The organism is Rhodonellum psychrophilum GCM71 = DSM 17998 (genome assembly GCF_000381545.1).
GTDB lineage: Bacteria > Bacteroidota > Bacteroidia > Cytophagales > Cyclobacteriaceae > Rhodonellum > Rhodonellum psychrophilum.
In genome coordinates this window covers 66,094-86,529 of the sequence record NZ_KB906682.1, presented here as the reverse complement: position 1 = coordinate 86,529, position 20,436 = coordinate 66,094, and the positions used below count along the sequence as shown (strand labels likewise).

Annotated in this window: 21 protein-coding genes; 7 read left to right on the top strand and 14 right to left on the bottom strand. The window is 41.8% G+C overall.

The window, feature by feature from the left end; all coding sequences use genetic code 11:
* Positions 1–96 precede the first annotated feature (96 nt).
* On the top strand, positions 97–612 hold the full coding sequence (locus tag F824_RS0115330) for a hypothetical protein (protein ID WP_019598802.1): 516 nt from the start codon (positions 97–99) through the stop codon (positions 610–612).
* 10 nt (positions 613–622) lie between these two features.
* On the top strand, positions 623–907 hold the full coding sequence (locus F824_RS0115325; protein ID WP_019598801.1) for a hypothetical protein: 285 nt from the start codon (positions 623–625) through the stop codon (positions 905–907).
* A gap of 126 nt (positions 908–1,033) precedes the next feature.
* Here the strand turns inward: F824_RS0115325 and argH are convergent, their stop codons facing one another.
* The 10 genes from argH to F824_RS0115275 form a co-directional block, all read right to left on the bottom strand.
* A complete protein-coding gene (argH, locus tag F824_RS0115320) occupies positions 1,034–2,371 on the bottom strand; it encodes an argininosuccinate lyase (protein ID WP_019598800.1) in 1,338 nt (445 codons plus the stop codon).
* A gap of 47 nt (positions 2,372–2,418) precedes the next feature.
* Complete coding sequence (locus F824_RS0115315) at positions 2,419–3,510, bottom strand: M20 family metallo-hydrolase (RefSeq protein ID WP_026333737.1); 1,092 nt, start codon at positions 3,508–3,510, stop codon at positions 2,419–2,421.
* A gap of 90 nt (positions 3,511–3,600) precedes the next feature.
* Complete coding sequence (gene argB, locus F824_RS0115310) at positions 3,601–4,401, bottom strand: acetylglutamate kinase (RefSeq protein WP_019598797.1); 801 nt, start codon at positions 4,399–4,401, stop codon at positions 3,601–3,603.
* Between the two features lie 27 nt (positions 4,402–4,428).
* Positions 4,429–5,373 carry a Rossmann-fold NAD(P)-binding domain-containing protein gene (locus F824_RS0115305; RefSeq protein ID WP_022582221.1) on the bottom strand — a complete coding sequence of 315 codons (945 nt, stop codon included), beginning with the start codon at positions 5,371–5,373 and terminating at the stop codon, positions 4,429–4,431.
* 162 nt (positions 5,374–5,535) lie between these two features.
* The gene (locus tag F824_RS0115300; RefSeq protein WP_026333736.1) at positions 5,536–6,666 is read right to left on the bottom strand and encodes an aspartate aminotransferase family protein; all 1,131 of its coding nucleotides are present in this window, start codon (positions 6,664–6,666) and stop codon (positions 5,536–5,538) included.
* Between the two features lie 10 nt (positions 6,667–6,676).
* Positions 6,677–7,645 carry an N-acetyl-gamma-glutamyl-phosphate reductase gene (gene argC / locus F824_RS0115295; protein WP_019598794.1) on the bottom strand — a complete coding sequence of 323 codons (969 nt, stop codon included), beginning with the start codon at positions 7,643–7,645 and terminating at the stop codon, positions 6,677–6,679.
* On the bottom strand, positions 7,632–8,831 hold the full coding sequence (locus F824_RS0115290) for an argininosuccinate synthase (protein WP_019598793.1): 1,200 nt from the start codon (positions 8,829–8,831) through the stop codon (positions 7,632–7,634). Before F824_RS0115290 ends, argC begins: the two co-directional genes overlap by 14 nt.
* A gap of 36 nt (positions 8,832–8,867) precedes the next feature.
* Positions 8,868–9,548 (bottom strand): N-acetyltransferase, encoded by a 681-nt coding sequence (locus F824_RS0115285; protein WP_019598792.1) that lies wholly within the window; start codon positions 9,546–9,548, stop codon positions 8,868–8,870.
* Between the two features lie 118 nt (positions 9,549–9,666).
* Positions 9,667–9,798, bottom strand: coding sequence for a hypothetical protein (locus tag F824_RS28090; protein ID WP_019598791.1), 132 nt, complete (start codon positions 9,796–9,798; stop codon positions 9,667–9,669).
* 160 nt (positions 9,799–9,958) lie between these two features.
* Positions 9,959–11,224 (bottom strand): aminotransferase class V-fold PLP-dependent enzyme, encoded by a 1,266-nt coding sequence (locus F824_RS0115275; RefSeq protein WP_019598790.1) that lies wholly within the window; start codon positions 11,222–11,224, stop codon positions 9,959–9,961.
* A 232-nt stretch (positions 11,225–11,456) separates the two neighbouring features.
* On the opposite strand from F824_RS0115275, the gene F824_RS0115265 reads away from it, so the two are divergent.
* On the top strand, positions 11,457–12,167 hold the full coding sequence (locus tag F824_RS0115265; RefSeq protein ID WP_019598788.1) for a DsbA family oxidoreductase: 711 nt from the start codon (positions 11,457–11,459) through the stop codon (positions 12,165–12,167).
* A gap of 129 nt (positions 12,168–12,296) precedes the next feature.
* Here the strand turns inward: F824_RS0115265 and F824_RS0115260 are convergent, their stop codons facing one another.
* Together F824_RS0115260 and F824_RS0115250 are read right to left on the bottom strand one after the other, a co-directional pair.
* Entirely contained in the window at positions 12,297–13,154 is an 858-nt protein-coding gene (locus F824_RS0115260; protein ID WP_019598787.1) for an SMP-30/gluconolactonase/LRE family protein, read from the bottom strand.
* Between the two features lie 236 nt (positions 13,155–13,390).
* The gene (locus tag F824_RS0115250; protein WP_019598785.1) at positions 13,391–14,284 is read right to left on the bottom strand and encodes a TolB-like translocation protein; all 894 of its coding nucleotides are present in this window, start codon (positions 14,282–14,284) and stop codon (positions 13,391–13,393) included.
* Between the two features lie 52 nt (positions 14,285–14,336).
* Here F824_RS0115250 and F824_RS0115245 point away from each other — a divergent pair, with 52 nt between their 5' ends.
* Genes F824_RS0115245 through F824_RS0115230 form a run of 4 tightly spaced genes read left to right on the top strand, consistent with a single transcriptional unit; the run spans position 14,337 to position 17,153 of the window.
* Complete coding sequence (locus tag F824_RS0115245) at positions 14,337–15,419, top strand: oxygenase MpaB family protein (RefSeq protein WP_019598784.1); 1,083 nt, start codon at positions 14,337–14,339, stop codon at positions 15,417–15,419.
* A 52-nt stretch (positions 15,420–15,471) separates the two neighbouring features.
* Positions 15,472–15,834, top strand: a complete 363-nt coding sequence (locus F824_RS0115240; RefSeq protein WP_236613192.1) for a DUF2752 domain-containing protein — start codon at positions 15,472–15,474, stop codon at positions 15,832–15,834.
* On the top strand, positions 15,827–16,216 hold the full coding sequence (locus F824_RS0115235) for a TM2 domain-containing protein (RefSeq protein ID WP_019598782.1): 390 nt from the start codon (positions 15,827–15,829) through the stop codon (positions 16,214–16,216). Before F824_RS0115240 ends, F824_RS0115235 begins: the two co-directional genes overlap by 8 nt.
* Positions 16,209–17,153 (top strand): DUF4097 family beta strand repeat-containing protein, encoded by a 945-nt coding sequence (locus F824_RS0115230; RefSeq protein WP_019598781.1) that lies wholly within the window; start codon positions 16,209–16,211, stop codon positions 17,151–17,153. Before F824_RS0115235 ends, F824_RS0115230 begins: the two co-directional genes overlap by 8 nt.
* Before the next feature lie 154 nt (positions 17,154–17,307).
* Here F824_RS0115230 and msrB read toward each other — a convergent pair whose 3' ends face one another.
* Positions 17,308–17,724, bottom strand: coding sequence for a peptide-methionine (R)-S-oxide reductase MsrB (msrB, locus tag F824_RS0115225; protein WP_019598780.1), 417 nt, complete (start codon positions 17,722–17,724; stop codon positions 17,308–17,310).
* A gap of 146 nt (positions 17,725–17,870) precedes the next feature.
* On the bottom strand, positions 17,871–20,261 hold the full coding sequence (locus tag F824_RS0115220; RefSeq protein WP_019598779.1) for a penicillin acylase family protein: 2,391 nt from the start codon (positions 20,259–20,261) through the stop codon (positions 17,871–17,873).
* Between the last annotated feature and the right edge of the window lie 175 nt (positions 20,262–20,436).

Below are 20,436 nucleotides of genomic sequence, written 5' to 3'. Positions count from 1 at the left end.
TACCTCATTACCAAATCAATATATAAATCCGCGGGTTGAAAAATGCGAATGTCACCATTCATTCCATTAGCGGCCTGCTTATCAATCTGAAACAAAATGTTCGAAATAGATTATATCACAATTGGCTTTGCCGTGGTTTTATCCGTGGCATTTATGACCCCTCTGTACTTGAATCACAGAAAAAACAAAAAAATAGAGGAAACTGAAAATCAATTTCTTGCCGATCTGGCCAAAGAAAAAGGACTTCATTTCTCCCACAAAGAAATCTGGAGGAATCGCTATATGTTGGGTTTGGATACCCAGCTTAAAAAGCTGGTGTATGTACATTTTGAGGAAGTTCCCGTGGTAATAGAAATTGACCTTGATCAAATTCAATCGATCGAAATTCATGAAAAAACCCATGAAATTGGTGGTGAAAAGGAAAAAAGAAAGGTCACTGATAACCTGGATTTGACTTTTCACACAAGAAATCCCCAAAGGAGGCAGGTCACATTGGAGTTTTATGATGCTGAAAAATTCTCGGATATGAACGGAGAATTGCCATTGATCAGAAACTGGCAATCCCTTCTTCAGTCCAACTTGAAAATAAAAGAATTGGTTAGCGCAGTTTAAATCAAAAAATATGGAAACCGTCAAAATCATCAACAAAGAGCAGCTTTCTGATTTTCATTTTTCCAAGGTGGATGTTATACAGGGAGCAGCACAACAAAAGCTCCGATTGACCGACCTCAATCATGCTCGGGTTTTGGGCAATGTAGACCACACCAAAGTGAAGATTATCTTTGTAAACGAATTGGGTAATCCCACAATGGTGGAAACAACAATCTGGGCGGTGACAGAAGAAAGCATCTGTCTCAAAGGTGCCTTGTTTATCCCCATCATCGCAATCCTTCAAATTGCATTCTAATCAAAAAGAGGCCTGAAAATTCAGGCCTCTTTTCAATACCCAAAATCCGAGGACCAAGGCACCTCTCTTGGATGATAAGCTTTCAATTTAATTTGTTCACTGATGCTGTGAACAAATCAATTGATGTCAATTCAGGATCAATTGCTCTAAGGCCTTATTCATTTTCTCAAACTCAAAAGCAGCAAGCTTTCGATCCATTTTGGTCTTGATTTCTTTTGTGCAAAGATTACCAATGCTTCCCTCATGGCTATGTTTTAATTTTTCCTGATCGGGCTTAAAATCATCTGCCTCAATTGCATATCCCACCTTTTTATAGGCATCCCGAAAAGGAACTCCCTGCAGGACCAAATGATTGACTTCCTCAACACTAAATACGTGCTTGTAGAATGGATCCTTCAGGATGTTTTCTTTCACCTTGATTTCCTTCAACATGAAAATGGTCATCTTGATGCAATCCAAAGTGGATTCCATCCCAGGGAAGATCGATTCTTTCAGCAACTGTAAATCACGATGGTAACCTGTGGTCATATTTGTCAGCAGCAAGGCAATGGTTTGTGGAAGTGCCTGAATCTGATTGGTCTTGGCCCGGATAAGCTCAAATACATCGGGGTTTTTCTTGTGCGGCATGATGCTGCTTCCCGTGGTAAGTTCATCGGGAAAAGTGATGAATCCAAAATGTTGGTTCATGAAAAGGCAAATATCTGCTGCCAATTTATTCAGCGTACCAGACAAACCAGACAAGGCAAATGAAATGTATTTCTCTGTTTTTCCACGGCTGTTCTGGGCATTGATGACATTGTGATGAAGGTCAGCAAATCCCAATAATTGGGTAGTCAAACTTCGATTCAGAGGAAAGGAAGAGCCGTATCCCGCCGCAGATCCCAAAGGATTTTTGTTTGACAACTGGTAAGCGGCTAGCAATAGATCCATGTCTTCCGTCAAGCTTTCCGCAAATGAGCCAAACCAAAGCCCGAAGGAGGAGGGCATGGCCAATTGTGTATGCGTGTAACCTGGCATCAAGTCCTTATTGTGTTTTTCCGAAAGGTCTTGAAGCAAGCTGAAAAGTTCTGCCGTCGCTTCTACCAGTTCCCGCAGTGCAGCCCTATAATACAGTTTGAGATCCACCAAAACCTGATCGTTTCTGGATCGGCCACTGTGCAGTTTTTTGCCCACATCTCCGAAGCGCTGAGTAAGCAAAAATTCCACTTGTGAATGGACGTCTTCCACACCCTCTTCGATTCGGAATTGGCCTTTTTCGATTTCGAGGTAAATTTCCTTCAGCCCTTTTTTAAGTGTGGCCAATTCATCTGAAGTCAACAGGCCGATTTCTTCCAACATGACCGCGTGGGCAACCGATCCCAAAACATCGAAGGGTGCCAAAATAATGTCAAATTCAGGATCGCGCCCGATGGTGAATGCTTCAACTTCTTTTTTGCTGTTGGTATCTTTTTGCCAGAGTTTCATTTTTTTGATATTAATAAGGTAACCTGTACCCTAAATGGTGATTTGATTTATGATTTTTCGGTATGCATGTACCTATCCAATAATTCCACATAGACTTTGATCCCATTTTGGATTTCCTCCAAAAAAATAAATTCGTCCGGACTATGCGACCGGGCGGAATCACCTGGTCCAATTTTGACTGATGGGTAAGGGATCAGCGCTTGATCGGAAAGGGTAGGGCTTCCATACTGGTCCATGTTCATGGATTTCCCAACGGCTAAAATGGGGTGATTCTCAGGAATGTGAGAGGATTTTAACCGCATGGACCTGGGTGTCAATGTGGCGCTTAGATTTTGTTTCAATTCGGCCAATATTTCTTCAAGCGTGTAGCTGTCCGTAATCCTAACATCCAATGTATACCGGCAAATATCCGGAACAACATTGTGTTGGCTACCTGCCTGAAGGATGGTGGCAGTGACTTTGGTTTCTCCCAAATACGGGGAAATCTTTTGGAATTTGTAGGATCTGATCAAATTCAAATCATCCAAGGCCTTGTATATGGCATTGTCACCTTCATTTCTTGCGGCATGGCCCGCCATGCCCTTTACTTCGGCATCAATCACCATAAGTCCCTTTTCGGCCACAGCCATTTGTAGCAAAGTAGGTTCCCCTACGATGGCAAGTTCAAATTCAGGCAGTTGGGACAAGATGGATTCGATTCCATTTTGTCCTGAAATTTCTTCCTCCGCTGTTGCGGCCATCACCAAGTTGTAAGGCAAATCTTGGTCATAATAAACCAAAAATGCGGCTATCAAACTGACAAGACAACCGCCAGCATCATTGCTACCCAAACCGAATAATTTACCATCTTCAACAATCGCTTTGAAAGGATCTTTTGTATAGCCGGCATTTGGCTTCACGGTGTCGTGGTGGGAATTGAGTAGGATGGAGGGTTTTAACGGATCAAAAAACTTATTGAAAACGATCACATTGTTGTTTTCTCGCTTGGTAATGATTCCTCTCTGCTCAAAAAAATCCTGTATCAAGTCTGCGGATTTTTCTTCTTCCTTACTGAAAGAAACAGTCTCAATCAATGATTTCAGTAAGGCTATGGCTTCTTCACCCAAATTTGAAAATGTTAAATTGTTTGATGAATTCATTTTTTGGATACCTGTATTTTTTTTCCGAACGGATGAAAACGTACGGATTTCACACAATTCATTGGAAGCGATACTTCCAATGAATTGCTTCTAATAAAGATCGTATTTATGTTTTTCAATCGTCGTGCCAGAGAGTTTTCCTTTGGCAGCGAGCAATAGGTTTTCCGCTTTTCCTATCCAAACATGGTTTACCCCCTTATTGAGAGCCGAAAAAGCATTGTCCAGTTTGGGGATCATTCCTGAATGGATTACATTTTCCTTTTTGAGTTCGGAATAAATCTCTTCATTGATCAAAGGAATAATGGAATTGTCGTTTTTTTCATCGATCAAAACGCCTGCTTTGTCAAAACAAAAATAAAGGTTGACATTGTGTTTTGTGGCCAAAGACGTAGCCATGACTGAGGCGATGGTATCCGCATTGGTATTCAGCAATTGGCCCTTTTTATCATGGGTGATCGCACACACAACGGGGAGCAAGTTTCCCGATAACATAGTTTCCAACAAATCAATGTTGATCTCCTTGATATCCCCAACAAATCCATAGTCTATGGTCTTCACGGGTCTTTTGATGGACCTTATCAAATTGCCGTCGGCACCAGTCATTCCCAAGGCGTTTTGCTTGAGATGTTGAAGTTTGGCCACAATCTGTTTGTTGATCAATCCCGCATACACCATGGTGACAACGTCCAGGGTATCTTTGTCGGTGATCCTTCTTCCATCTACCATTTCGGGCATAACACCCAAGCTTTCGCCAAATTTGGAAGCCATGATGCCTCCTCCGTGGATCAATATCTTATTCCCAGGAAACCTTGAAAAAAGATAAAGAAATTCATTCAATTTTTCGGGATAATCAATGACATTTCCTCCGATTTTAATGATGCTGATATTCATGGGTGATATGGATTTGGCTGAATTTCTTTATTCAATAATCTTACTCAAAACCGCCTGAGCAGCATATATCCTGTTGGCAGCTTGCTGTTGAATCAAGCTTCTGGGCCCATCCAGGATTTCATCCGAAAGTTCCACGTTTCTTCTGACAGGGAGGCAATGCATGACTTTAGCGTTATTGGCAAATTCAAAATGCTTTTCTGTCAACATCCATGAATCGTCCGTACTCAGGATTTTTCCATACTCGTTGAATCCAGACCAGTTTTTGACATAAACAAAATCTGCGCCTTCAAGGGCTGTTTTCTGGTCATATTCTATTTTTGCCCCTTTGGTGAATTCAACATCCAGTTCGTATCCTTCCGGGTGTGCAATCGTCAAGTCATGTCCACAACCAATTGCCCATTCTGCAAAAGAATTGGCTACGGCATGAGGAATGGCTTTGATGTGTGGCGCCCAAGTAAGGACAATTTTTGGGCTTTTTCCGGCAATTTGATTTTCCTGAATGGTAATCATGTCGGCTAGACTTTGCAAGGGATGCCGAATGGCACTCTCTAGACTGATAACTGGTTTTCCTGAATACTTCACAAACTGATTGAAAACAAAATCCTCTGTATCTTCTTGTTTGTTTGAAAGGGAGGGGAATGCCCGAATGGCCAAAACATCAAAGTACGTTCCCAAAACTGCAGCTGCATCTTTGATGTGTTCTACTGTGCCTTTGTTCATTACCGCACCGTCTTGCATTTCCAAAGCCCAACCTTCCTTGTCCATGTTGAGTACGATGGATTCCATTCCCAGATTCTGGGCCGCAATTTGCGTGCTGGCCCTTGTTCTTAGGGACGGATTCAGGAAAATACAACCCACTCTTTTTCCCAAACCTTTGGAAAGATCTTTCCTTGGGTCAGCTTTATAGAACAAAGCCTTTTGAATAAGCTGGTCAGCAATTTCCTTATTTTCGAAATTTGTAAAATGCATCATGTTGTTTTTCTCCAAAGTGGATCTTAAGATCTCTCTGTAATTTTATTCGTAGTTGTATCGAATCCATTGTGAAAATGAATAAGGAGACTTTTCTCTCCACATTCTTTTTCTATGAGCAAGGCATATCTGGTCTTAAGCCTTATTTATCCTCTTTTGTAAGGCTTAAATCAAAATTTTCTTTAAACTATCCAAAAACGAAGTTAGCTGATTTATTTTAATATTTAAAGGAGGAAGCAAACGAATGGTATGTTTTCCTGCTGAACTGCCTGTGAATATTTTGTATTTCGCAACCAATTCAGAACGAACGGGACCTGCTTCACGATCCAAATCCAACCCAATCATCAAGCCTTTTCCACGAACCTCTTTAACTCCTTGGATCTTTGGCAATTCCTCCAAAAGAAACCTGCCCATTTTTTCGGCATGCTTCATGAGGTTTTCGAATTCCAGGATTTCCAATACGGCCAAACCAGCTGCGCAGGCCAGATGATTTCCTCCAAAAGTGGTTCCCAACAAACCATGGGAGGCTTTGATGTCTGGATGAATCAAAACACCACCAATGGGAAATCCATTTCCCATTCCTTTGGCCATGGTGATCAGATCGGGTACTAACCCTTCCACCCATTGATGGGCAAAGAATCTGCCGGTTCTTCCATAGCCCGATTGTACTTCGTCAAGGATTAGTTTTGATCCGTGTTTTATTGTCAAATTTGAAATCTCTTTTAGAAATTCGGGATCGGGAACGTGAATCCCGCCAACACCCTGGATTCCTTCAATAATGATTCCTGCAATGTTTCCCTCTTTCAATTTGTCCTCCACAGCTTGGATATTTCCCCAAGGAAGAATATGTACATCATTCCTTTGATTGAAGGGAGCAATGATTTTGGGATTGTCGGTAAGGACTACTGCTCCTGAAGTTCTTCCGTGAAAAGCACCTGAAAAGGAAATGAAACCTGATTTTCCAGTGACAAAAGAGGCCAATTTCAAAGCATTTTCATTCGCTTCTGCGCCGGAGTTGCAAAGGAATAATTGGAAATTAGGATAACCAGACATTTCTCCCAGTTTTTCCGCCAATTCTTTTTGGATCGGAATCTGAACCGAATTGGAGTAAAAGGTGATTTGATCCAGTTGTGTTTTTAGCCTTTCGTTGAAATGCGGATGACTGTGTCCCACAGAGATCACTGCATGACCACCGTAAAGATCTAGGTATTCGATACCTTGATCATCCCAAAGATTTGATCCCAAAGCCTTTACCGGCGTCACGTTGATCAAAGGATATACATCAAATATGTTCATTTTCATGAAGTTAAAAGGCAATACTTTTGAGTTTCAATCCTGTAGTCTCTTCCAAGCCAAAGGCCAGATTAAAGTTCTGAACGGCTTGTCCGGAAGCTCCTTTGACCAGATTGTCTATCGCAGAATAAATGACCAACTGACCCATTTCCTTCTGGAGATGTAGGATGCATTTATTGGTGTTGACAACTTGCTTCAGGTCGATATCTGCTTCCGAAACATGGGTGAAGGCTGCATTTTTATAGAATTCTTGATAGGATTTGACAGCCTCTTCGATGCTTCCCTCAAATGGGAAATAAGCGGTCACCCAAATACCCCTTGAAAAATTCCCTCTATAGGGTACAAAATGGAGAGCTTCATCAAATCCTGGTTGGAGTTCAGCAAAAGTCTTTTTGATCTCCTGAAGATGCTGGTGTGTGAATAATTTATAAACAGAAAGATTATTTGTCCTGTAACTGAAATGGGAAGTATCACTTAGCTTTTTACCTGCACCTGTGCTTCCTGTGATCCCAGAAATATGGACAGCATCTTTGACCCAACCTTTTGCGACGGCCGGGGCAAGTGCCAATTGGATGGTGGTTGCGAAACAACCAGGGTTTGCAATTTTTTTGGCATGCTGTATTCTCTCTCTGTTCACTTCAGGCAAACCATACACGAATCCATTGCTTTCGTCCCGAAAATCGGTGCTCAAATCAATGATTACGGTATCGGTATCAAAATCATGTTTTTCCAAGAAGCCTTTCGTTTCTCCATGTGGCAATCCAAGGAATATTGCTTCAATACCTTCTCCACTCACGACGTCGGTAAATACCAAATCGGTATCTCCAATCAAATCGGGGTGAACCTGGCTGACTTTTTTTCCTTTTTGGCTATTGCTGTGCACATAGACCAATTCACAGTTGGGATGATTGACCAAAATCCTGATCAATTCTCCTCCAGTATAGCCAGCGGCCCCGATAATGGCGGTTTTAATTTTCTTCATCAGCGTGGTTTACTTGGTGGAAGATGGCAGTTTGATTCCCGAGGATTCGGGTGAATCCTTTGACATCTTCTGCCGTGTAGCCCTTGTTTATTTCCCCATAACTCCCAAATTTGGAAGCCATCAAATCATGTTCGGATTCAATGCCTATCAACTGGAATCGGTACGGAAACAAAGCTACTTTTACCGTGCCGGAAACGAAATCCTGCGTGTCAGCCAAGAAGGCTTCCAAATTCCGCATCACGGGATCCAAATAATGACCTTCATGCAAATGGGTGCCATAAAATTCGGACAATTGGTTTTTCCAGAAGGTTTGCCATTTGGTCAAGGTATGTTTTTCCAAAAGCTGATGGCTTTTGATGATAACCAAAGGTGCGGCAGCTTCAAAGCCGACTCTACCCTTGATTCCTATAATGGTATCTCCGACGTGGATATCCCTGCCAATTCCGTAAGGGGCAGCAATTTCTTGAATTTTCAGGATGGCGTCCACTGGGTTATCATATTCAATTTCGTTGACGGCCTTAATTTCCCCCTTTTCGAAGGTGATGCTTATTTCTTCTGAACCAACTTTGCTAATCTGAGTAGGCCAAGCTTCTTCCGGTAGGGTTTGACTTGAAGTCAAGGTTTCTTTTCCTCCTACCGATGTTCCCCATATTCCTTTGTTGATGGAATAGGCGGCTTTTTCGAAATTCATCGATACCCCATGTTTTTGTAAGTACAGAATCTCGTCCTGTCTGCTGAGTTTGAGGTCACGGATGGGCGTGATGATTTCAATGTCCGGAACAATCGTTTGAAAAATCATATCAAATCGAACCTGGTCATTCCCAGCTCCGGTACTGCCATGGGCGACACTTTTTGCACCTATTTTTTTTGCGTATTCCGCTAAGGTTTTTGCCTGGAGAATCCTCTCAGCACTCACGGATAGGGGATAGGTCTGATTTTTCAACACGTTCCCAAAAACCAAAAATTTGATAACTTCCTCGTAATACGCTTTTGTCACTTCCAAGACCGTAAAGGAAGCGATTCCAAGGCTATTTGCTCTTTCTTCGGTTTCTTCAAGTTCGGCTTGGGAAAATCCACCGGTATTGATCAAAACAGCATGCACTTCATATCCCAAATCTTTGGATAAATGCAATGCGCAAAAAGTGGTGTCCAATCCTCCGCTATATGCCAATACTACTTTTTTCATTTTTATGGGTTTTAATTAACAGTTAGGTTCTTAAGTTTAAAATAAGCCAAACGTTTTGTTCTTTGTCTTTTTGAGATTGAGCATGACGAATTTTTTCAGTCTCGTCCATCGCTCAAACAGCTTGATATTTTTCTTGAAATCCGTTCTCAAAGCCAAATCCTCGTGAGTGTCCTTTATCGCTTTTGGTTCATACAACATCGCTGTACATAAGCAATTCTGTTTTTCTTTGCTTTTCAGGATTTCGTAATTGATACAGCTTTGACATCCCTTCCAAAATTGCTCATCATCGGTGAGGTCGCCATAAGAAACGGGAATATAGCCCAGTTCGGAATTGATTTTCATGACTGCAGCACCGGTGGTGAGTCCGAAGATTTTGGAATCCGGGTATTTGGCTCTGCTCAATTTGAAAATTTCTTTTTTGATCAGTCGGGCAAGTCCAAATTTTCTGAATTTTGGCGCTACGATCAGCCCCGAGTTTGCGACAAATTTACCGTGACCCCAAGCCTCTATATAGCAAAACCCTGCCCATTCTCCCTCCTTGGTCAAGGCGATTACTGCCTTTCCTTCCATCATTTTCATTTTGATGTATTCGGGAGATCTTTTAGCGATACCGGTCCCACGCGCCTTGGCAGATTGCTCCATTTCATCAGTGATGGTTTCGGCAAACTTACTGTGCTGCTCGGTGGCTGGCTGAATGATAAATGAAATATTATCCATTATTATCAAATTGGGGAAATAAATTGGAAGCACTTAACAAATTGAAATTAAGCGCTTTGGGGGATTGAACAAGAGTTTTGAATGGCTGTTGGCAGTTGTCCACGTAGGAAACTAAAAATTAGTAGAGGGACTTTGCCCTAAAACTGTTCCTAAAACTCCTCAAGGAAGAAAAATAAAACATAGCCAATCCTCCCAAAACCATTGGTTTGGCTTCGGTTGTAAGCATGGATATGTCGATAATCTTTGTCATTTTTTAATTTATACACAAAGGTTACAAGTATTGAAATAAAATCCAAGCAATCGTTTCATTAAATGCAATAAAAAAACACATTAGAGATCAAATGGAAAAGAAGTCAAGGGTAAATTATTTTAAATTCAATAAATTATATGGAATTTTGAAATAATAACAATTAAACTTTCGCCATTTGTTTCAGTGCTTCAATAAATACATTCAATTCATTTGTAGTGGTATACACATTCGGAGTGATGCGACAGCCACGAACATTTGCACCATCGATGGCGACAGTAAAGATTTTATATTTTTCCATCAATGTCTTTGCCATTACCGAGGGGTCCATCCCTTTGATTCCGACATTCGCAATGGCACAGGAGCGCTTGGGTGCTTCTGGTGTATTCATCTGTATTCCTGGAACATTCCTTACAGCATCGCTCCAATACCGCTGCAAATACCGCAACCTTGCTTCCTTTCTTTCCACACCTATTTTTTCATAAAAATCCAAAGCATTTGAAATCGCCAAATCAGTTGCAACAGGATGTGTTCCTGAATGACTGAGGTTTCCAATCGTGCCCAGATCCAATTCATAGGGAGCCAATAGGGGTTCGATTTTGTTGATTTTATCTTTGTTCACATAAAGCAAACCTGCTCCCAAAGGGACGCTGAGCCATTTGTGCAAACTTGATCCATAATAATCACATTCCAGTTCGTCAATTCGGAATTTGAAGTGGGCGATTGCATGGGCTCCGTCTACCATTACCTCTACACCGTGGCGGTGTGCCATTTGGCATATTTTTTTAATGGGAAGAATTTGGCCTGTGATATTTATCATGTGGCTGACCATTATCAGTTTGGTTTTTGGCGTGATCGCAGCCTCATACAATTTGATGATTTCCTCATCCGAAGTGGGATGGTTTGGGACAGAAATAATTTTATTGACGATGCCATGCCGTCTGGCAACCAATGTGAACATGTTGAGCATGCTTCCATAATCCTGTTTAGCCATAATGGCTTCGTCCCCTTTTTGCCATGGAAAACCTGCGATGATAAGATCCAAAGATTCAGTGGTATTTCGGGTGATGGCCAATTCTTCGGGCCTTGCTCCAAAAAAATCAGCCAACCGAGATGCATTTTTGGCTCTGTTTTCCCATTGAACCGTGCGCATATAATAGGATCCTTGATAATTGATTTCGCGGATGTGTTGGATATATTGCTCCAAGGTATCCTGGGGTAAAAAACAGTAATACCCATTTTCAAGATTGATGTAATCCGGCTTTAGCCGATACCCTTCTCTAATTTGGTTCCAGAATGCATCTTCACTGGCCAACTCTTCGGGAGCCAAATGCTGGTAAGGTGCCAAAATTTCGGAAATTGAGCGAAAGGGGGTTGATGCAGCGATTCCCGTAACTGCCAGATTTTTCAGAAAACTCCTTTTATTCATGGGCTTGGATTTTCAATTACAGAATGAAAGACAGAATAAATACAATTGCCAGCAAGAGGGCGACCCATTGATAAATTGGGTTTCGTTTTGGAAAATCAAAGGCACAAATGGGACATTTTACGGCTTTTTCATCCACATTCATGGCGCAGGAGGGACATTCTTTTAATTTCACGGCTTTTTTAGAACTCAAAAGGGTCAAAATTGATTGTTGTGGTAAGTTAAATTTAAAATCATGAAAATAGAAATCTGGTCGGACATCATGTGTCCATTTTGTTATATCGGCAAGAGAAGGTTAGAATCCGCTTTGGCCGATTTTGAATATTCGGATCGTGTCCAAATTGAATGGAAGAGTTTCCTTCTGAATCCAGACATGGTTACGGATACATCCAAGAGTACAGTGGAATACCTTTCCGAAACCAAGGGTTGGAGCATGGAACAAACCCAACAGATGATTTCCCAGGTTGAAGAAATGGCAAAAGAAGAAGGATTGACTTACCACATGGACAAAACAGTGGTTGCCAATGCAAAGAATGCCCACAGATTGCTTCAATTGTCAAAAACCTTGGGCAAGGGAGATCTAATGAAGGAACGTTTGCTGAAAGCCTACTTCACGGAAGGCGCCAACATCGACGATACATCTGCATTGTTGAAATTGGCATTGGAGGTTGGTCTTGAGAAAGATCGGGTTTTGGCTACTCTTGAATCCAACGAATTTATGGACAAAGTTAATCGGGATATAGAAGAATCCAGACAGCTGGGCGTGAGGGGAGTGCCCTTTTTTGTGCTCGATAGAAAATTCGGGATTTCAGGCGCGCAACCCAAATCAATGTTTGACCAAAACATTCAAAAGGCTTGGGAGGGTTTTGTAATGGAAAACCCGATTCTTCAGGTGGCAAAAAATCAAGAGGGTACCGCTTGCGATGTGGATGGAAATTGTGATTGATCAAATTTGAAATTTCCTTAACCACACAAAAAATAAACGCTCGCCGAAATCAAGATTTCTGTTTGGATAAAATTTCCCAAAAGAATTCAATGATTTTGGCGAGCGTCTTTCTGTTTTAATTGAAGAGGATCAATGTGTTCCCCTTACATTCATTTCAAGAGAATAAAAAGCATCCATTGCAGTGATGAAAAGGGTTTTGCGTTGGGGACCTCCAAAAGTGACATTTGCAGTCCAATTCGCATCTATTGGGATATGGGCTATTTGTTCCCCTTTTTGATTGAAAACAGTCACTCCTTTTCCGGTGAGGTAGAGATTTCCGCGGTGATCAAGTGTCATTCCGTCTGATCCCATTTCCACAAACAGTTTCCTGTTGCGAAGATATCCGTCTTCTTCAATGTCATACACATAGGTTTTATTGTCTCCAATGTCTGCGACATATAATTTTTTGCCATCGGGTGTGCCAATGATCCCATTGGGTTTGACAAGTTTTTCATCTACCCTGAAGAACTGTACTCTGTCCGGGCTGAGGTAATATAGATGTTCTCCATCCTGTAGCATTTCCGGGTTTCTTGTCCAATAATCTCTTTTGTACAAAGGATCAGTGATGTAAATCCCGCCGTTTGGGGCTACCCAAAGATCATTAGGTCCGTTCAGTTTTTTTCCTTGATAATTCTCAATCAGAACTTTTTTGTTTCCTTTGGCATCGATTTCCCAAAGCTCATTTTCCATATCTGCACAGGTAATGAGATTTCCCATTCGGTCAAAAAACATTCCATTGGATCTTCCTGCATTCTCCATAAACACGCTGGTTTCTCCTGTGAAAAAAGACCATTTGATAATACGATCATTGGGCTGATCCGTGAAATAAACATCCCCGGCCCTGTTCACAGCCGGTCCCTCAGTGAAGGAAAAACCGTCTGCAACTTTTTCCAAAGTAGCTTTTTTTGCGACAATCCCTCTTTTATCAACGATTTGTGCCTGGCTCATAAGGGTGGAATTAAAGATTAAAATGAAAGCAATGAATACTGATTTCTTCATGGGTTTTGATTATTTAAGATGATATTTCCATATTCACCATGGAATTTCAATGATTTTCAATGGGCTAAGTTGACCAAAGATATTGTTTCTTTGGGAAAAGACCACATTTCTGAAAATGCAGATCTTTTAAAATTTAAAGGGTTTAATTTCTTGTTTACCAAGATTGGATAAAACCTTAAGTTTTATCATTTCCTTTCCATCACGACCACCAGTTTTTTCAGTTTTGCGGAAAATGCCATACGACTGATATTTTGGTAATCCTTGATTTGGAGAAAACCGCTGGATTCCCAATCCTCTTGGTTCGCTTTTCTGACAAACAGCGCATTTCCTTTTCCCATAAGCAGCAGATTTTTGTCCAACCAAATAAAGTCCTCGGCTCCGGGTAAAGTATACCCGTAATTTTCGAAGGTTCTTTTTTCGAGGTCAAAACCCTTGATTGCAAATGCTTTTTCTCCAGCGATCTCCTTGGTGTCGTTTTTATCCACGAAGGCCACAATACTGCTTTTTGGCCTTTTTTGAATAGATCTGCCAATGTTTTGACTGATAGTCAATATCTCTGATTTGCTATACGGATAGACAAATTGATTGGGTTGGCCTAGGACAAACATGGCGGCTTTGTTGTCATACCAATCATAATAGCCAACCGGTAAAATATCGTCATACAACAATTCCGGTTCGCCGAAATTGGTCGGATAGAGCCAGAGCCGTTGTTTTCCATCCTGCTCCACAGTGATCGCCGAGACAAACAAACCACAATCTGTAATGGAAGGGGAATATTCGCTTTGGTTGGGAGTTTTGGTCAGGTTGGTGAATTTTCCCGATTCAAAATTATAAATGATGATGTCATGGTTTCCATTTTCATCCGCTGCAGAGAATGCCAATTGTTTTTCATTGATAAAATCAGGTTGGTTGTCATATTCTTTTCTATCCGTGATTTTCAATTCGGTGCCTTCGATAATCGCTATCTTGGAGCCGGATTTCTTGATATCGACAGCAATCAGATCATAAGATGTTTGGGATTCTACCGCATGCGAAACAATCGAAATGGAAATGAACAGGATGATTTTCTTAAGGATCATGTTTATTATTTGAAAGCCAAAAACTAAATTACATAATGCAAGTTAGCAATAGGTGGGAAAATTAAATTTATATACCGGTGAACAATTTCAAGCCTTAAGGCAAAAAGGTGATCCTTTGGCCGATAGGGTGATTGCTGATCTTATTGAAAATCCAGGGCTAACAACACAAATCAATTCTTGGTCCGAAATACCATTGGAACTGCCAGAATCCTTTCCTGATTCGCTTGTACAATTTTTTTCTTTTTTCCACCAGAGACCTTCTTTTATCAACAACAAGAGGGTCAAGATTTCCCAAGATTATTTCGAGAAGGAAGGGAATCTATACATGGCCATGCTTGGGTTTTACTCCTTGCCATATAGTTATGCATTTGCAGATGGTGCCCAGGTACTGGTCCGATCCAAAAGGATTACGGAAGAAGCTGGCAAAAGGCTTTCCGAAACAGCACTCTTTCTCTTGGATACCTATCGTCCAGGAACGTTTTTGACCGACGATCGGGCCTTGCTCAGTATCGCCAAAGTGAGGTTGATCCATGCTTTCAGTAGGTTTTTCGTGCGGAAATATGCGAAAGACTGGAATGATGATTGGGGAATCCCAGTCAATCAGGAAGATTTGATCGGCACGAATTTGGCCTTCAGTCTTATGGTGATGAGAGGCATGGAAAAAATGAATCAATTTCCAGGGAAAGAGATCCACGAATCAGTGCTTCATTATTGGAAAATCGTTGGGCATTACCTGGGTATTGAGGCCGATGTATTACCGGATACTTCAAAAGAAGCATTCGAATTGGAAAAATTGATCAGAAAGCGGCACGCAAGATCATCAGAGGCTGGACGAATATTGATACAGTCCTTGTTGAATTATTATATATCGGTCATTCCGGATCCTTCCATGTCCAAGCTTACGGAAACATTGGTCGCCTTTTTTGTGGGGAAAGAAATTGCGGTTGTTTTGGGTATTAAAGAAACGGTAGCTTTGCCAGATAATGCAGTTGGACTGATCCTCAAATTGAATTTTTTGAAACAAAACGGAATCAACAGCAGCTATGCCAAAATCCGTCAAATCTTCTTGGAGCAAAACAAAGTCCAATTCGGTTCACCTGTAGCCCTAAATATTCCGGCAATAAAACGTCCATAAACGTACACTTTTTGTTTCGTCAGCGGTCAGTATAAAACCGAAAATAGCCGTTATGCTCGTTTTAGAGCCTATTTTGTGTATGGCATTGTTTTCGTACTTTACCGTTCAAATGAATAAGATAATCTCACAAATCAGACGTATTCCTTTGGAACTGGTATTTTGGATAGGAGCCATGATTGGCATCCTTCTGATCGATCCCTACGGACAACAGCACTTTACCCTTTGTCCCTTGGACAATCTTGGGTTTACCTGGTGCCCTGGATGTGGATTGGGAAGGGCCATGAGCCTTCTGACCAAAGGTGATATTCAGGCTTCTTGGTCCATGCATCCTTTGGCCATGTTCGCTTTTGCCGTGATTGCTTATCGTATTGTTGAATTGATTCGAAACATAAAAACTATCAAAAACTATGGCTAATGTATTGAGACATCTTCCGGAATTGGAAGGAATGGAATTGGGTTACATTCAGGGAATCTTGAAAAACATGGATGATGAACAAGCAAATCTTTTTGCACAGGTGTACCGTGCCCGAAGAAAAGACAATCAAATGGTATTGATCCTTTGCCTGTTGGGATTCTTCGGATTTGCAGGCCTGCATCGTTTTATTCTGGGACAGATTGGGCTCGGAATCCTTTATGTTCTCACCCTTGGACTTTGTTTTATCGGAACCATTGTGGATCTGGTCAATTACAAAAGCTTGGCCTATGAGTACAACATCAAGGTAGCACATGAAACTTTGTCCATGATGTCCAACAATTCGAATTTCTTCCCCACCATCAACACCAATGACAATGCGTAAAATCAGTTTGCTTATGACCTTGCTTTTGGGGAGCGGTTTTGTCTTTGCCTCTTGTTTTGCACCCGAGAAAACCATCACCAAGGACTATGAGGAAACGTTTACCGGGATCAAGGAGATCGTTTTGGAAGGGAAGTTCCTGGAGGTTTCCTATGAAGGAAATGAAAAGGATACCGAAGTATTCCTCAATGGTTTCTTGGAAGCTCCCGAAAGTTCAGGTATGGAAATCACTTACCGCAAATCAGGCTCAACTCTCCGGATTGAGGTAGTAGGGGATTTGGTTGGTGGCTGGAATTTTGGAAATCAGGTTACCGGCTATATTAGCCTGACAGGGCCAGAAAACATCAAATTGAATTTGATCAATGGCTCAGGTTCCATCGATGTGATGCATGTTGTTCACGACGTGATAGACTTAAAAGTCAATTCGGGAAGTATCAAGTCATTGGGAATAATTGCAGATCATATCAATTTGACAGCTTCTTCGGGAAGCATCAAGGGCGAGGGATTGACAGGGATGGTAAATGCTCAGGTAAACTCAGGTTCAGCCAGCTTTCTGGAAGTGGAAGGGAATATTAACGCCAAAGCATCTTCGGGCAGCCTGAAATTTGAAAACATAGAAGGCTTGGTCAACGCCCAAGTGAATTCTGGATCCCTCAAATTCATAAACGTTTCCCAGCTGGGAGAATTGAGTGCAAGTTCAGGAAGCATCAAGGCAGAAAATTCAGGTTTGAGTGCCAAGACAACGCTTAAGGCCAATTCCGGCAGCATCAATATTCAAACCAACTCGGACTTAAGTGCATTCAACTACGACCTCAGCGCGAACAGCGGTTCCGTCAAAGTAGGGGAGAATTCCTCCAGCAAAAGTTTGAATATCGACAACAATTCAGCCCATACGATCACTGGAAAAGCGAGTAGCGGCAGTATCAAAATCTGGAATTGATGAAACAAAATTACTGACGGGATAACCTAAAAGGATTATCAAAAATAAAGGAAGGCAATGACAGAAAAGCAAGTTCGCTTTGGTCATACCTTCCTTTTTTCATTGGGGATATTTTAGGGGAGAAAATCGTGAGATTATCCCAAGCAACTCAATATCATCCCTCTTTAAAATCCATACTTACAGAATTGATGCAATAACGGATGCCGCCCTTTGCTTTTGGACCATCGGGAAAGCGATGGCCAAGATGTCCTCCGCATTTGCCACAAAGGATTTCTTCTCGGACCATAAATGCCGAATAGTCCATATGGACGTCAATGGCTTCAGGTCGTACGGGTTCGGTGAAGGACGGCCATCCACAACCGCTATCATATTTCGCCGAAGAATGGAAGATTTCATTTCCGCAAGCCTTGCATTCGTATATTCCGGTTTCTTTATTGAGATTGTATTTTCCCGTAAAGGGTCTCTCAGTTCCCTTTTTTCTCAATACATGGTAGGAATCCGCGTCGAGTTTTTCCTTCCACTCTTCCTCGTTCTTCTGTACTTCGTATGCCTTTTCGTCTTTGGATTTCATAATTTCAATTTTTAATCAATCATTCAAGTTGCAATTGGGGTTGAACAAAGAAAGATATTTTCATAAAATATCCTCGATTAGTAAACTGTCTTTTCCCAATTCTGTTTTTTTCTTTCTGCCCCAATGAAGAGCCGGATTCAATCTTTTTACTTGAAAACCAATTTCTTCCTATAAGTTCCTTTGATGACTTCTTCTTTCATCAATTGCGGCCTATAGTGTCCTTCCACAAACATGGCTGCTTGGTCTTTGTACCAAGGGCTGAATAGGTTTCCACTCTGACCGGTTGGTAAAATGCTCTCTGAGGCATCCACATTGGCAAAATCCAAGATGATGCGCATGGCTGGGCCACTGTTCACTTTGTAAATCCCTTCTCCGTTGAGCGTAAAGGCAAGTTTATTGACGGATTCCTCATTGGCTGCCATAGGATTGGTGGATACGTTGAAAATTCTGTCCAATGGTTTTTTTGCACCCAAAGGATGGGGATGTTCTGAAAGGATCGATTTTCTCCATTGCCATTTGCGGGAGTTGGAACCATGTTGGGCATGGAGTTCTGTGAGGGATTTTGACAATGCTTTGTTGATGATATCTTTCCGGTTTTCGATTTTAGGCGTGTTTTTGTTGTCCCACCAAGGGGAATTTTCTGACTGAAGGAGTAGGGGTGTGCTCCTGACAGCCATGAACGTTCCAAGGTAATTTTGAAAATCCTCTTCACCCAACTCATCCACCATCATTTCAGAAAGGATATGGTAAATCCATTTGTAGTAAAGTGTTGGTGCTATTTCCTCCAAGCCATGTTCCCCCGACCAATCTCCCAAAGCATTTAGAATGGCCTCATCCTCAGGAAAATCGGTTTTTGAGATTTCACTCAAAAGGAGTTTTGCATTTTTGGGTTGGGTTTCGTTTATGGATTCCAACTGAAGAGTTTTGATGCTTTCCTGTGTCCAATCATTTCTGGACATGATGGTTTTGGAGATCCTATCCCATCTGTCTCCCGGATAATAATATCCAGGATAGTACATGCCATTGCTCAAGGTATCGGGTTGGTTATTGGACGTTGCCACAAATCCGGATTCGGGGTTGATGCTCATGGGGTTTTCCTCAAAGGGAATCCAACCAGTATGCTCATCCAGTGGATTGGTACCATCGAGGAAAATCTTGCTATTGACATGTGCAGGCCTGATCGGAAGCTTGGCGCTGGCCCACCAGGCAATATTGCCGGTTTTGTCACCGTACATAATATTCAGGCCAGGCGCATGGATTAGTCGTGCACCATCTTCAACTTCCTGTATGTTTTTGGCATGCCCCATCTTCCAAGTGGCCTCAATTGCACGCGTGGGTTCCAGTACATAAACCCACCAGGAAGCGACTGGATTATCGGTCATACCTGCGATTTCCGGGACAACAGCATTCAGGATCGGTCCATGGTTGGTTTCCCGGATTTCAAATAGAACATGATCTTTATCCTTTATTTTTATGGTATCCATCCGAGATTTGATCGGAGAGAAACCGGTTCCATAAATGGTTTCATTGGGATTGTTGGGATTGAGTTTTTCTTCAAAAAAATCCTGATCATCATTTTCGAACATGGTCAATCCAATGCTGTGCGTACGTGTGTGACCGACCAAACCGAAAGGAACTCCTGCCAAGTGATTGCCATAATAACTGAATCCGGGATATTCTAAATGGGCTTCGTACCAAACAGAGGGTTGGGAAAAGCCAATATGGGTGTCGTTGCAGAAAATCACCTCACCGGATGCAGTCCTACTGGGTGCGATTACCCAGGCATTACTGCCCATAAAAAGGGGGACGGGAAGTTTTTCCAACAAGCAAGCCAAACTGGTATTGGTTTTAATTTGAAGTGAAACGGAATCTCTTTTTGGGTAATTGTTTGGGATGATATGGTGCTCGGGCAGCGTGTGGACAGACAATGCCTTCATATAGTCCGGCCCAAGTTGTCTGGACATTTTCGTGATCAAGGGATCAGTCTTGACAGCCATGGCAAAAGTAAAGGACATATATCCGACGACTGCATGGACGTCATTGATGGTGAAATCCCTCGGTTTACTTCCCAGTAGGGTATATTCAATCGGTATTTTGCCCTCAAGGATAAATTGATTGACGCCTTTTATATAAGCTTCAGTAGCTGATTTCCATTCGGAATCGCCTTCGGAATGCCAAGCGGCAGTACTCATTTGCGCATGTTGGGGGATTCCCAAAGTCCGGAAGAATTTGTCCACGTCCAATAGATCTTCTCCGAGGAGTTCGGCCAAAGTGCCGGTCCCCACCCGTCTCATCATTTCCATCTGGAAAAGTCGATCTTGGGCGTGGACATAGCCCAAAGTTTGGTAGGCATCTTCGGCTGAGGAGGCATAGATGTGGGGTACACCAAAATCATCGAAAAAGACCTCCGTCTCAGCATTCAATCCTTCCAAAGTGATTTCGCCGTTGTATTTGGGACCAAAATTAAATTTGGCGATTTGATAGCCTACCGTTCCAAGGATAAGCATAAAAAGTAAAACCAATACCAGTTTTTTCATGATTTTTTCGGGTTATTTTGGAATGAATTTCTATTAAAAGAATCTTGAAAAATAAGTAATAATCCAAAATATACCTAAATCAATCCTTAAACCCGAATTGTGCATTCGGCTACCTATTTGGGATTGAAACTGTGAGAAAATCAGACTATTTGAAGGGCAAGAGATCGTTTCGATA